Origin of the sequence: Dokdonella immobilis (assembly GCF_900115085.1) — a bacterium.
Classification (GTDB): Bacteria; Pseudomonadota; Gammaproteobacteria; order Xanthomonadales; family Rhodanobacteraceae; genus Dokdonella; species Dokdonella immobilis.
This window is the reverse complement of the sequence record NZ_FOVF01000004.1, coordinates 156,976-170,362: the sequence shown is the minus strand read 5'-3', so window position 1 is coordinate 170,362 and position 13,387 is coordinate 156,976. Positions and strand designations below refer to the sequence as shown.

Below are 13,387 nucleotides of genomic sequence, written 5' to 3'. Positions count from 1 at the left end.
GATAGCACAGGCTCATCGGATCGATGCTAGAGCGCAGTGCCCTTGGTTGTCGAGGCGACCGGACCACGCCTGCGCGGCCGCGATGCCGCTGACCACGTTCCGCCCCGGACAGACGGTACGAATTGACGGTGGGGCAGACGGGGGTTCGCACGGGGGAATCAGGAATTCCCCGGTGGCATTGAATCGTGTGTGTCCCCATGACCCCCATGACCGGATGGCGAAGGTACGAAAGAAGGCCTGGCTCCGCTGCTCCACCCGATGTCGACCCGAATTCACTGCTCATGCGGCCCATTGGCCCGGCCCGGCTGAAGCCAATCCGGGGTTCTCAGCGACAGGCCCGAGCTTTTCACAACAATTTCAGAACTCCTGCAAGCATCGCCCCCGGCTTGGCGCCAACATCGGGACACCCCGCGGGAACGCGCGGGATCCCCACCCTCGACTCTCACTGGAGCACTCGATGAGCTCGATCTGGATCATGCTGGGCCTGCTTGCGGCCGGTATTTCGACGGCGAATGCCGGCGCCCCTTCTTCCCCGATCGTCCTCCTCGAGGCCGACTTCAACAACAAGCCCGCGGGGCTGCCCATCGGTACCGGCGACGCCGAGCTGAACGAGCCAGCCGACCTCGGCGGTCTGTCGACCACCGTCATCGAGGACAGCGCGGGCGAGAACCATCTTCGCGTCATCAACCAAAGCGGCACCACGAGTGCGCGGCGCATCAAATGGGGCCTTCTTGGCGATGCCGAAGTCTCGAGCGGCACGGTGCGTATCGAATTCGACTTCACACCGAGCGAACTCGACTTCTTCAGCATTCTCGTTCGCGAGCAAGGTTCCGCGGGCTCGAATTTCCTTAACCTCAATGTTCTGGGCACCGGATCGATTTCGGCCAGCACGGCCGCCGGCACGATCGCGCTGGCCAACAACGGCTTTTCGGCCGGGGCGCGCCTGCACTTCGACCTGCGCTTCGACCTCGATAACGGCACGGTCACGCTCGCGAACAACGACCGGATTCTCGCCCTCGATCAGCCGACAGGGGTCAGTGGGTCAGGTATCGGCACCCTCTATATCGGATATCCGACGGGTTCGGGCGGCGCGGCATTCGATCTCGACAACGTGCATGTTCAGGCCGATCGCACGCTGCGCACCGCTTTGTATGCCGACTTCGACGAAGCGGCTGTCGGCAGCGGGATTGGCACCGGAGGCGCCGAAGTCGGGGAGCCGATCTTCATTGCCCCCGCGCTCGATACAGAGATCATCAGCCAGGGCTCGGGCGATAACGCCCTGGCTCTGACGAGCACGAACACGTCCTCGGCGCAGAGCAGCCGGTGGCAACTTCTCGACGACATCGGAATTGCCGTCGGCACGGTCGTGGTCGAATTCGACGTCGCGTTCGGCGCGCTCGGCAGTTACAACATTGGCGTACGTGAGGCCAACGGTTCGGCACGAGTCTTCACGACGATTGCCATATCGGGCACTGGGGGAGCGGGCTCGATCAGCGACGCCGGCGGCACGGTATCGGCACCGGGCTTGTCCTACGTCGTCAACCAGACCTACCACTTCCGCCTCGCCTACGACATGGAAGCAGGTACCTACGACGTCAGCCGCGATGGCGTCCCCCTCGTGAGCGGACGCGCTCACGGGGTGGCGAGCGGAATCGGCATTGGGCGACTCGCCTTCGGAATCGCGAACGCCTCCCCATCCCCAGGTCCGATGATCCTGGACAACCTCGAAGTTTCCGCTGACCGTGTCGACCGCATTGGGTCGGATATCGAGTTCCTGCGCATTCCGGGCGTCGGACTTCCGAACGCGCCGCTCACCCCCGCCCTCGAAGTCGCCGTCGTCAACGTCTTCGATGAAGGCATTCTTGGCGGATCGCCGGTCGTGCTCGACGTTGTCAGCGGTCCGCCCGGCGCCGTGCTGCTGGGCACCGACGCAACGACCTACTACGGCCTTGCGACGTTCGCGGACCTCATTGCCGACAGCGAAGGCATCTATGTGTTGCGCGCGACCAGCGACGCGTTGACGCGCACCGCGGACCGCAACATTGCCATCATCAATGCCGGCGACCTGATCTTCAGGGAAGGCTTCGACGGCGACTGATACCCCATTGCGTCGCGAACGCCACCTCTTCGGTGGGGTTCGCGACGCTCTGAGCCGGAGGCGGGCCGTAGACGGGTCATGCTCGGAAAAAGGGTAGGTGTCCGGCGTGCCTCGTGCCCTTCTTCCGAAGTCCGGCTCTTGCGTGCCGGAAGGCATGCCGATGAGACGGCTCAATGGCGATTGACGGCCGGATAACGGGTGGTTCGGCGGCGGCATCGCCGTTGGCCATGGCTTCGCCCATGCCTACACAATCCCGCGCGACCTTCGGATCAGCAGCGGCGGATCGTGCCTCTCCCCATTGCTCCCGGGTCCGCGCCGAAATTTGTAATGAAAACGTACGGGAATTGTGGATGAGTCGAGCCGGCGGCACGCCGCGACAGGAGTCGTCAGCGCGGGCAAGTGCCGGCCCGGCCGACGGACGGGCCAGGCGCGTGGTCGAACTCCTCCCCGAGGCGGCCCTGTGCCAAGTGTGGCAATCATCTTCACATGCGCGCTGGTTCGGGCGTATAAGGACTCCTATTCTCTATTAATCCTATTGGCCACAATCCCGGCAGCCGGAGGCGCCATGCCTACCCCCATCGCTCTGCCTTCGTGCCTGATGGACTGCTGCAGGGTCCTGTTCCCGAAGCTCGATTTTTCCCGCATCCTGTTCTACGAGGGGCTTCCGCCCGGCGCGTCGGGCGCGGACGGCTTCACGATGTCCTCGGGCGGCCCCGGGCCCGACATCCGAATCTACATCCGCGACTACCGGCCCTGCTCGAAGGACACCTTCCTCGTCATCGCGCACGAACTGGTCCACGCGCTGCAGATCCAGGGCATGCTCGGTGGCGGCCATGTACCGGGCTCGTGGGCGGCCTACTACGTGTCGCACTTTCTCGGCTGCGGATGGCGCGGCGCGAAGTGCGACAACGCGCTCGAGAAGGAGGCCTACGATTACTCCGACGGCGGCTGCGACGGCAATGGGAAGCTCAGCGAGTTCATCGATGCGCAACTCGGCGGCAGTCTGCCATGCGCCTGCAGGCGGCCGCCCTGGCCGACGCCGAACACGATAGGCGGACAAGCCTATGCCGACGCGCTGAAATCGAATCCGGACCTGATCAAGACCGAAAGCCGCGTCGGGCGCACCTGGTGTTCGTTGATCAACTGGCCGCTCGCGATCATTGCCGCCGGATACTCGGTGTTCGGATTCAGCAATACCGGCGGCGCGATCGGCTCCGGCGTCGGCGTGCTGGTCGGTGGCATCATCGGCGGCTACCTCGGCGCGATCCTCGGCAGCCTTCTCGGACCTGTGGGCGCCGTCATCGGTGCAGTGCTCGGCGCACTGCTGGGCGCCTACCTCGGCGGCATTATCGGCGGCGCGATCGGCTGGCTGATCGACAACCTGTTCTCGGGACCGTCGGCGCGCATCTGGTTCACGGCCTTCGACGGCGCGAGCTGGGTCATTCCCGACATTCCGATCTCGCAGCAGGGCCACACGAAGACCAGCAAGGGACCCGCGCTCGCGGCCTACAACGGAAAGCTCTATGCGGTCTACAAGGCCAGCAGCAACAACGACGTCTGGTACAACGTCTTCGATAGCAACGGCTGGCTCGTGCAGGACCTCAAGATCACCCAGAACGGCCATACCAGGACCAGCGAAGCGCCCGCCCTCGCCGAGTACGATGGCAAGCTCTACCTCGCCTACAAGGCGGGTAGCAACAACGACCTCTGGTACAACGTCTTCGATGGCAACTCCTGGCTTGCGCAGGACATCAAGATCACCCAGGGCGGCCACACCAGGACCAACAAGCGCCCCGCGCTTGCCGCGTTCAACGGCAAGCTCTACCTGGCCTACAAATCCGGCTCCAGCAACGACCTCTGGTACAACGTCTTCGATGGCAACAGCTGGCTCGCGCAGGACATCAAGATCTCGCAGGGCGGCCATACGCAGAGCAGCGACGGTCCCGCCCTCGCCGTCTACAACGGGAAGCTCTATCTCGCCTACAAGGCCGGTAGCAGCAACGACCTCTGGTACAACGTCTTCGACGGCGGCACCTGGCTCGCGCAGGACCTCAAGATCACCCAGAACGGCCACACCAGAACCAGCGGCTCGCCTGCCCTGGCGGGCTACGACGGCAAGCTTTACCTCGCCTACCGCGCGAGCGGCGGTTCCGACCTCTGGTACAACACGTTCGACGGCAACGCCTGGCTCGCGCAGGACATCAAGATCACGAAGGACGGCCACGTGAAGTCGGCCCGGGGCCCGGCGCTGGCGGCGGTCAGCCCGTATCTCGTCATGGCCTACCGCGACAACAGCTGATCGGATCGCGCGACCCTGGGAGTTTCACCTGCGCCCGAATCGAGATTGAATCCCATCCGGGCAGAACGGGCCGACCGGGCGATTTGGAGATTGGCATGATCGAACTCCCCATCAGGGATGCCTGCGGCCTGTGCGTCGCGGCATGCGAGGAGCCGTGGAAGATCGTCGAGGAGGGTGGGCGAGGATACCCAGGGCGGACGGGGGGCGGACGGGGAGGGCGGACGGGGACACCCAGGGGCGGACGGGGACACCCAGAATTCCTCGTCGGCAGCGAATCATGCGTGTCCCCATCGCTTTCCCCATCGCTTTGGGTGTGTCCCGGTTGTTGGGTTGCTGTCCGCGTCGGACCGGGTGGGACTGCCGGGCCTGGCTCCCGCAGAACACAAAAGCGTCTAGGCCCAAGGATGGAGAGCGCATCTCAATCCAATGTGCGCAAACATGCCGAGAGCGAGACCGCCCAGCAGAGCCGCCACTGGGAGAACGAAAGTGACTAGCTCCTGTCGGTTTTCAAGAGCCCGACGCCGGGTTAGCCAATGGGCGACCACGATGAACAAGGCCAACAGTCCAAGGCATCCTGCAAGTGTCCCGGTATGCACAAAGACCAGAAAGCCTGCGCGCGTCAGTGCGGAAAGAGCGCCCGCCAGAAGTCCGTTGCAAGCGATGGTGTCGTAGCCCCAGATTGCAGAGACGGTTGCCGCAAAGGCTGAGAGGAGCACGATGCCCACCCTCGATGGCTGATCCGCGCGCGGAGTCATGAGATTTACCTGCAAAGGTGCGAGTTTCCCAGGTCATCCATGACGGGACCTGGATAGAACGGCTTTGTTCCAGAAGAGCAGTCAGGACGGCAGTCAGAAGCACGGCAGTCACGGACGGCAGTCACCGGCAGTCACGGACATCTAGAATCCCGACATGATCCTACGTTACGAGTAGACGTTTTCCTACAGACAAGCTGATCCGGTCGCGTCACGCTTCGGGCATGACTTCCGCCCGCAGCCTTCTCGTCGATCCGGACGCCCCCGGCTTCTACCACTGCATCTCGCGGTGCGTGCGTCGCGCCTGGCTGTGCGGTGTCGATCCGTACAGTGGCGCCTCGTACGAACACCGGCGCGGTTGGGTCGAGAAGCGCTTGCTGGAACTGGCTGAGATCTTTGCCGTCGGCGTGTATGCCTATGCGGTGATGAGCAACCATATGCATGTGGTTCTGCGGATCGATCCGACCGCTGCAGCGAGGTGGAACGACGAGGAAGTCGCGGTGCGCTGGGTCCGTCTGTTTCCGGCAACCAAGGGCGGAGACGTGGACGATGCGGGCTGTCGCCAGAAAGAGGCGACCCTGCTTGGCAATACGGACCGACTCAACGCTTGCCGCCAGCGACTCGGTAGTCTCGCCTGGTTCATGAAGGCGCTCAATGAGCCCATCGCACGCCGCGCCAATCGGGAAGACGCTTGTACTGGTCGATTCTGGGAAGGCCGCTACAAATGCCAGGCCCTGCTCGATGAGGCCGCCGTTCTGACCTGCATGAGCTATGTGGATCTGAACCCGATCCGGGCCGGCATTGCCGGGAATCTCGAATCCTCCTCCCACACCAGCGCCGTCCAGCGCATCGAGCGCGTTCGATCCAGCCCAACCCTGGGAAACGAGTCATTGAAGCCCATCAACCCATCGATGGTATCGGCCCACCTGCCGATCACCACCGAAGCCTATCTCGACCTGATCGACTGGAGCGCCCGGATCGCCCGAGCCGACAAGCGCAGCCGCATCGACGCCACCGAACCGCCCATCTTGCGCAAGCTCGGACTGACCGGACAGCAGTGGCACCACCAGATGATGGGAACGGAAACCCGCTACTGGCGGGCGATCGGCACACCCCGGTCACTGATGGAGAAAGCCGCCGCCATCGGACAGGCTTGGCTCAAAGGAATCGGCAGCGCCCAACTGCTGATGCGACGACAAGTGGCCTGACTGCTAAGGCGGTTCCGCGCCGTTCTGCCGAAGTCCGGCTCCTGCTTGCCCGAAAGCGGGTAGGTGAGTCGGCTCAATGGCCATTGATGGCCGGATACCGTCCATTTCGGAGGCATGGCATTGCCGTTGGCCAAAACTTCCCGTTATCGGCACCCGCGCGACCTGCGGCTCGGCGGCTTGGCCGCAGTGGATTGTGTGTGTGTCCCCATTGCTGCCGGTTCCGCGCCGTTCTGCCGAAGTCCGGCTCCTGCTTGCCCGAAAGCGGGTAGGTGAGTCGGCTCAATGGCCATTGATGGCCGGATACCGTCCATTTCGGAGGCATGGCATTGCCGTTGGCCAAAACTTCCCGTTATCGGCACCCGCGCGACCTGCGGCTCGGCGGCTTGGCCGCAGTGGATTGTGTGTGTCCCCATTGCTGCCGTCCCCATTGCTGCCCATTGCTGGTGTTTCCACGGCGGATTGTGCGTGTCCCGAATACCGTGTCCGAATACCGTGTCCCGAATACCGCCGTGTCCCGATTACCGGTGCCGATTACCGACAGCTGATCGGATCGCGCGACCCGGGGACTTTCACCTGCGCCCGAATCGAGGTTGAATCCCATCCGGGCAGAACGGACCGACAGGGCGATTTGGAGAATGGCGTGATCGAACTCCCCATCAGGGATCCCTGCGACCTGTGCGTCGCGGCATGCGAGGAGCCGTGGAAGATCATCGAGGAGGGGGAGCACACCCTGACCGTGATCAATCCGTGGCAGTTCGAAGTGGGCCAGTGCTGCGTCATCACGCGTCGCCACGTCGCGACGATCCTCGAACTTTCGCAGGAAGAGTGCGCACAGGTACTGCGTTCGGCCAAGCGGGCCGCCGAAGCGCTCGTCAAGGCCTACCAGCCCCTCGGCATCCTCACGTTCCAGAACAACGGCGTCTACAGCGGCCAGGAAACCCCACACTTCCACTTCCACGTCGTGCCGCGGCAGCAGGGAAGCGACTGGGGCATCGGTCCGCCGCAACTCGCGACATTCGACGGTGCAGGACGCGAATGCGGAACCCCGCACGACGCCAGCGGAGATGCGCAACGTCGGCAGCGGGTCCGGCCTTCTGCCCGGCAACTCGCCGAAACCGTGAACCGCATTCGTTCGAACCTGCCAGAGTAGCCGGCAGGTCATCCTACTCGGCCCACATGTAGGGCATGAGCAGCAACCGACGGTATCGAATCCCTGCCATCAGGGATTGATCCCGCAGCCAGGCCCGGCCAACGCACCTTGCGGAAGTCTGAGGGTGGGCGGGGATGTCAGGATCGACGATCAGGCTGCGGGCATTCGTCCCCCCGGGAGCTTGACTCGAACCGTCGTGCCTGTGTGCGGGAGTCCTCCGGCTCCGGGCGCAGGATCAAATCAAGGTTCAGGATGTCCCGGTTTGCGTGGTCCCCTTGGCTGGGTGGCGATGCTACGAAAGTGGAAGTGACCACCGTTTCTCCCAGCGGATCGTGCGTTCTCGCATTACTTCCGCAGGGATTTTGCGTGTCCCGATTACCGCGATTACCCAGGGATTTTGCGTGTCCCGATTACCCGCCCCGATTACCCGCTCGATTACCCGATTACACCGATTACCCGATTACCGCTCCTCTCCCGCGTGCAATGGGCGCTTGAGGCAAGTCCGAAGCGCCCTACTCAGAAATTGAATCCGAGCTTCAGCCACACGGTGCGACCCGGTTCGTTGATGCGAACCGTGTTGACGTAACCGACAAGGCCGGGGTTGGCCGCATTCACGTGCTCGGCGTAGACCTTGTTGAAGACGTTGTCTATGCCGGATGTGAGGACAAGGCCCTGGCTCAAACGGTAGCCGCCGTTCAGAGAGAACACGGCAAAGCCGGCGGTGGGACCCAGATCCTGGCCCACGATGTTGCCTTCACCTTCAGCGACGCGATTCTGAGCGTAGGCGCCACGCCAGAGTGCGCCGATCGACCACGTTTCCGCGTCGTATGTGATGCCAAGACGCGATTCCAGTGGAGGCAGCTGCGGAAGAGGGCGGTGCTCGGTGTTGTTGCGACCCCACGCGTAGGCAATCGACGTGTCGAGCTTCCAGTTTCCGGTCAGTGCGTACTGTGCGCCAGCCTCGCCGCCGGCAATGATTGCCGACACATTGTCCGCACGGCTCATCCCCATCATGCCCGAGGCATAGTGGAGCAGAATGAAGTCGGACACATGGCCGGCATATGCGGATACCCATGTCTTCAGCCGACCGCCGGCGTAACGCGCGCCGATGTCGAGCTGCGTGGTCTGCTCAGGCTGAAGCTGATTGAACGCGCTGAGCGACGAATCGACGTGCTGGCCAAACAGTTCCCAGTAGTCCGGGAAGCGTTCGACATGGCCGACGCCGGCATAGAGCGTCGTCGGAGCGTCATGGAGGTCGTGTTCCCATCGCACGAAGCCCGAACGAAGCCAATTGCTTCGGCTCGCCGCAACCGTCGTCGACGGCGCACCCATACCCATGCCGCCGCCCATCGCATCGCTCGTCGACAGCGCATATCCGCGGGTTTGCCCGCGGTCCAGCCGCAGTCCGGAGATGAGCCGCTGCCGGTCGGAGACGGTCCAGCTTGTCTCGGCGAATGCGCCCGTCGTCGACATCCGGGCATCGCGAATGCGGGGCATGTCGCGGTAGTAGCCCATCATGCTGCCTTGAGGGCCACCGTTTCGGCTGGTATGGATGTTCTGTGAGGTGTCGATGCCCGCCACAAGACTCAGGTCGCGCCATGCGAAGGTTCCGGCCACGCGACCTCCGGTGGTCTTTCGATCGACATTGCTGGCCATCGCCATCGGCATCATCGACCCGGGATCCGGATCGCGTAGCGTGTAGTTGTCCATCACGTGGTCGGCATAGTTGTAGTAGGCGCGCGCCTCGAGACGGGTGAAGTGTTCGGAGAGGTTGTCCTTCGAGTACTCCAGTCCAAGGCTTTCTCTCAGGAACTGCGCTCCATCCATCATGCTGAATGCGTAGGCGGCCTTGCCGTCGCCCTTTCCGGCCGATACCTCCAGTCGGGTATCGGTATCCGGCGTCCATCCCAGTGCGACGTCGGTGTTCCAGCGCTCGTACGAGGAGTGCACGCGCTCGCCGTTGCCGTCTTCGTAGTCGCCTGAGCGCGCGTGGTTGGCCAGCAAGCGGGTGTAGACATTCGGCGTGCCCCCGGAGACGTCGACGGTTTCGTCCGCGCGGCCCCACGAGGCGCCGAGAAGACTGCCCACGAAGTCCCATCCGGCTTCATCGCGGCGCACGCGGTCGCGCTCGAACAGCACCGTTCCCGCCGAGCTGCCGGCACCATGGATCACACTCTGCGGCCCCTTGATCACGATGACCCGGTCGAAGAGCTCCGGAGCGATGTAGCCCGTGGGTGGATCCATGCGCGACGGGCAGCCTCCCGCGATACCGCCGCCGTCCACGACGATGTTGAGGCGTGAGCCGGCCATTCCACGCAGAACCGGATCGCCATTGCTTCCCCCTTTGCGAATGGTCGCGAATCCGGGAATGGACTTCAGCAGATCGGCACCGTCACTCGCCGGTACGGGCTGGCGTGGCGCCTTGGGGGCGGTCACCACGGTGAGCGGCGCATCCTCGGCGACACCGGTCACGACGACGGACGCAAGCTCGTCCGGTGCGCCATCGGGTACGGGCGGCGGTTCGGCGAGCGCATGCACGCTCACCACGGTCAGAAGGGCGCAAGCGAACGCGGCGCGCAGTGGGCGCAAAGCCTGATACATGGAGCAATCCCGGTGGTGGCAAGGCAGCGATTACACCGGCCGGGTCAGGGTCCGCACAGCGACCCGCGGTCGCACCCGCGCGGTCACCGCCGTGGCGAAATGTCGCTACTCGGCGTCACGCGATTCCCGACTGCGCGCACCGCCAGGGGTCAGCGTCGAGCCTTGGGTGTCACCGTTGCCGCTCATCATCAGGTCCGGTTTGAAACGAAGACAGCTGCGAAGATTTCCAGTCCGAGTCGGAAGCCGCCATGTAAGTGGGGCCATGAAAGTGGGCCGGATCGCGTCCCGGGTCGCGCCTCCCGGATTCTCGACTCACCTGCGGCCCAATCTCGCGGATTGAGGAAGGAAGTTCTGCCGCGAGGCTTCACTTCACGAGGCAGGACTCAAAACGACTGTCAAACTGGCGCTGTGTCAGTCGCCAGCGCTCCAGGCACATGGCATCGCGGCCCAGCAGCAGCGCGTTGAGATGGTTTTCGCCCCTCACGTTGATCTTGAAGGCCGATTGCCGTCGAAATCCCTCGAGCATGACCTTTGCGCGTTCGCTGGCGTCCGTATCGATCGAGGCCATGCACGATATTGCCGTGGACTCGAACTGCTCCATGAACAAGGCGCAGTTCCTTCCCGCGCCGTCGGTCGAGGCGTCGACCTGTTCGGTGGGCGCCTCCGGATCGTCGGCAAACCGGGTTTCGCCACCCATCCAGACGTCGACGTTGCCCGGAACCTGTCGGGATTCGGTGAACTCCTGCTCGAACGCGATGCGATACGGAACAAGCCAGTCGGGCGGCTCGCTCACGTCCGGATAGCAGTCCGCCTCGTGACGCATCAACGCACGACGTAGGCCATTTCCCGATATGGACGGCAGCGAGACGGCCGGTGACACGCTCACGATCGAACAGCCCGGGTAGGGCGTGGCGAGCGACGCATCGGGGAGATCCGTCGAAAGCTCAGCAACGTTGTCGGAGCCACACGCTGTCAAAAGAAGGCAGATCAGGAGCAGCCCTGTGATTCGCAGGAGTCCGACATGGTGCTGTGTGATCATCGCTTGCTCCTTGCTATGGGCTCCGAGTACGCCGCCCCAGAATTGGACACGGTGTGGGGAAGGGGGCGAAGAGCGTATCCAACATCGCTCCGGAACACCCGGAAATTTTTCGCGATCCGTCGAGGTGCCTGCACGAAGACGTCGAATTCCCGTGGACGAATCTTGGACCAATCCTGGCGCGCAGGGCGCCTCGTTTGCTTAGCCCGGAATTACCACGCTCTTACCACGCTGGCTCCAACGTTCGACGGGTGCAATGCGCGTCGACCCCCCATGCGGTTCGCCCCCGACATGCCATTCATGCGCTGACCAGGCCCGACTCGTGCTGCCGGGTCGCCAATCGAAACGAGGATCCCATCATGAACACCGCGCACCATCATGCCGCCGCGCCCGCCGCGGAAATCCGCCGCCACCCAAGGCAACCGGTTCTGCTGAGCGGCGCATTTCTGATGTTGCTTTCCTGCGTCACGCTGGCCGCGGATCCGCCGATCAAACTGAATGGCCCGATGGTGGCCGGTGGACGCATAGTGGCCAGGCAGGTCAGTGCGGATGGCCGCACCGTGGTCTATGTGGCGGATCAGGACGTGGATGACATCTTCGAGATGTACAGCGTACCGATCGGCGGTGGCGTGCCGACCAGACTCAACCCACCCCTGGTCAATGGCGGGGATGTCCGCACCGATTTCAGGATCACCCCGGATGGCCGCACGGTCGTCTATCTGGCGGATCAGAACGCCAATGGCGTCGATGAGCTGTTCAGCGTGCCGATCGGCGGCGGCACGGCAATCAAGCTTAACAAGCCCATCCCTTCCGCCGGTGGCCTGTTCAGTTTCGATGTCAGCCCCGACGGCGCCAGGGTCGTCTACACGGGCGAGCAGGACAGGGATGGTGTCGGCGAGCTCTACAGCGTCTCCGTAAATGGTGGAACGGTCACCAAGCTCAATCGGGCCATGCCATCCGGCGGAAACATTCTCAACAGGCGTTTCATCACCCCGGACAGCCGCCGCGTCGTGTATTGGGCAGACCAGGATACGGACAATGTCAACGAGATCTACAGTGTGCCGATCGAAGGAGGCACCGTCACCAAGCTCAACGCGCCGCTGCCTGCTGGCGGGGACATCGGCACCTTTGGATTCGGCCTCAGTCCGGACGGCAGTCGCGTGATCTACACCGGCGAGCAGACCACGAACAACGTGATCGAACTCTACAGTGTGCCCATTGCCGGGGGCATGCCCAGCAAGCTCAATGGACCCCTCGTCAGCGGCGGAGCCGTCACTTCGTTCCAGGTCAGCCCGGACAGTACGCGAGTGGTCTATCGTGCCGACCAGGAAACCAATGATCTCAGCGAGTTGTACAGCGTGCCGATTGGCGGCGGCAGCGCCACCAAACTGAGCGATCCCGGTTTCGGCGCGCTTTTCTATTTCGCCATCAGCGCGGACAGCAGCACCGTCGTCTACCAGAGCGACGTGGACATCGACGAGCTCTTCAGCGTCGCGATCGACGGCGGCCTCGTCACCCGGCTGATTGCGCCGCCCTCGCTGACTGACGAGGTTTCGTTCTTCGCGCTCAGCAACAATGGCAGTCGGGTCGTCTATACAACCCGATCGCTGGCTGGCCCCGGGGCCTCGGTGAATGGAGACTCACCGCCGGACAACGGCCTGTTCAGCGTACCGATACACGGTGGCGCCGCCGTACCGCTTGCCGTGGGGTTCGCGACCGGCAGCGGCGTGAAGGAATTCGCGGTCAGTCCAAACAGTCATCTTGTTGCGTATGCCGCAGACCAGGATTTCGTCGGCGTGATCGAGCTCTATCAGGTGCCGATCAGCGGCGGTACCCGAGAAAAGCTCAGCGCACCGATGGTCAGCGGCGGCGACGTCTCCGACGCGCGATTCAGTCCCGACAGCAGCGCTGTGGTCTACCGCGCCGACCAGGACACGGACGAGACGCTCGAGCTGTACAGCGTCGCCACGGGAGAGCCGAGCGACTTCCTCTTCGCGAACGGTTTCGAGTAGATGCCGCTAGCGATGCTCTCGACCATTCATTCGGATTGATGATGGCCGTGACGCATCGTCGAAAACGCCGTGCACGTGGATTCGGGACTCAATGCGCGTAGCAGGCAGGCGCTGTGACGCATGCTCCCGAACACCTCGATCTTCCGCCGATGCCATCCAGGCCAACGAAGGGGCAGGGACTCAATGACTCGTCCCTCCCTGATTCCCATCGCGGTGCGCGAGCGACAACGA

General features: G+C 63.5%; 7 protein-coding genes. 5 read left to right on the top strand and 2 right to left on the bottom strand.

The window, feature by feature from the left end; all coding sequences use genetic code 11:
• Window positions 1–82 precede the first annotated feature (82 nt).
• The 4 genes from BM125_RS04810 to BM125_RS20140 all read left to right on the top strand — a co-directional run bounded on the left by BM125_RS04810 (window position 83) and on the right by BM125_RS20140 (window position 7,507).
• On the top strand, window positions 83–2,098 hold the full coding sequence (locus BM125_RS04810) for a hypothetical protein (RefSeq protein WP_139224861.1): 2,016 nt from the start codon (window positions 83–85) through the stop codon (window positions 2,096–2,098).
• Window positions 2,099–2,663: 565 nt separating this feature from the next.
• Window positions 2,664–4,397 (top strand): Kelch repeat-containing protein, encoded by a 1,734-nt coding sequence (locus BM125_RS04805; protein ID WP_139224860.1) that lies wholly within the window; start codon window positions 2,664–2,666, stop codon window positions 4,395–4,397.
• Between the two features lie 1,159 nt (window positions 4,398–5,556).
• Window positions 5,557–6,357, top strand: coding sequence for a hypothetical protein (locus BM125_RS04795; RefSeq protein ID WP_217647804.1), 801 nt, complete (start codon window positions 5,557–5,559; stop codon window positions 6,355–6,357).
• Between the two features lie 640 nt (window positions 6,358–6,997).
• Complete coding sequence (locus BM125_RS20140) at window positions 6,998–7,507, top strand: HIT family protein (RefSeq protein WP_175497914.1); 510 nt, start codon at window positions 6,998–7,000, stop codon at window positions 7,505–7,507.
• A 516-nt stretch (window positions 7,508–8,023) separates the two neighbouring features.
• On the opposite strand, the gene BM125_RS04785 is transcribed toward BM125_RS20140, so the two are convergent.
• Both BM125_RS04785 and BM125_RS04780 read right to left on the bottom strand, forming a co-directional pair.
• The gene (locus BM125_RS04785) at window positions 8,024–10,108 is read right to left on the bottom strand and encodes a TonB-dependent copper receptor (RefSeq protein WP_092405436.1); all 2,085 of its coding nucleotides are present in this window, start codon (window positions 10,106–10,108) and stop codon (window positions 8,024–8,026) included.
• 364 nt (window positions 10,109–10,472) lie between these two features.
• Window positions 10,473–11,147 (bottom strand): hypothetical protein, encoded by a 675-nt coding sequence (locus tag BM125_RS04780; protein ID WP_139224859.1) that lies wholly within the window; start codon window positions 11,145–11,147, stop codon window positions 10,473–10,475.
• A gap of 356 nt (window positions 11,148–11,503) precedes the next feature.
• On the opposite strand from BM125_RS04780, the gene BM125_RS04775 reads away from it, so the two are divergent.
• Window positions 11,504–13,156 (top strand): TolB-like translocation protein, encoded by a 1,653-nt coding sequence (locus tag BM125_RS04775; RefSeq protein WP_092405432.1) that lies wholly within the window; start codon window positions 11,504–11,506, stop codon window positions 13,154–13,156.
• Window positions 13,157–13,387: the final 231 nt, after the last annotated feature.

What these genes read in the sequence shown, in the direction of transcription:
- BM125_RS04810 (WP_139224861.1), top strand. Translation starts at nt 83, where the DNA reads ATGCCGCTGACCACGTTCCGCCCCGGACAGACGGTACGAATTGACGGT.
- BM125_RS04805 (WP_139224860.1), top strand. Translation starts at nt 2,664, where the DNA reads ATGCCTACCCCCATCGCTCTGCCTTCGTGCCTGATGGACTGCTGCAGG.
- BM125_RS04785 (WP_092405436.1), bottom strand. Translation starts at nt 10,108, where the DNA reads ATGTATCAGGCTTTGCGCCCACTGCGCGCCGCGTTCGCTTGCGCCCTT.
- BM125_RS04780 (WP_139224859.1), bottom strand. Translation starts at nt 11,147, where the DNA reads ATGATCACACAGCACCATGTCGGACTCCTGCGAATCACAGGGCTGCTC.
- BM125_RS04775 (WP_092405432.1), top strand. Translation starts at nt 11,504, where the DNA reads ATGAACACCGCGCACCATCATGCCGCCGCGCCCGCCGCGGAAATCCGC.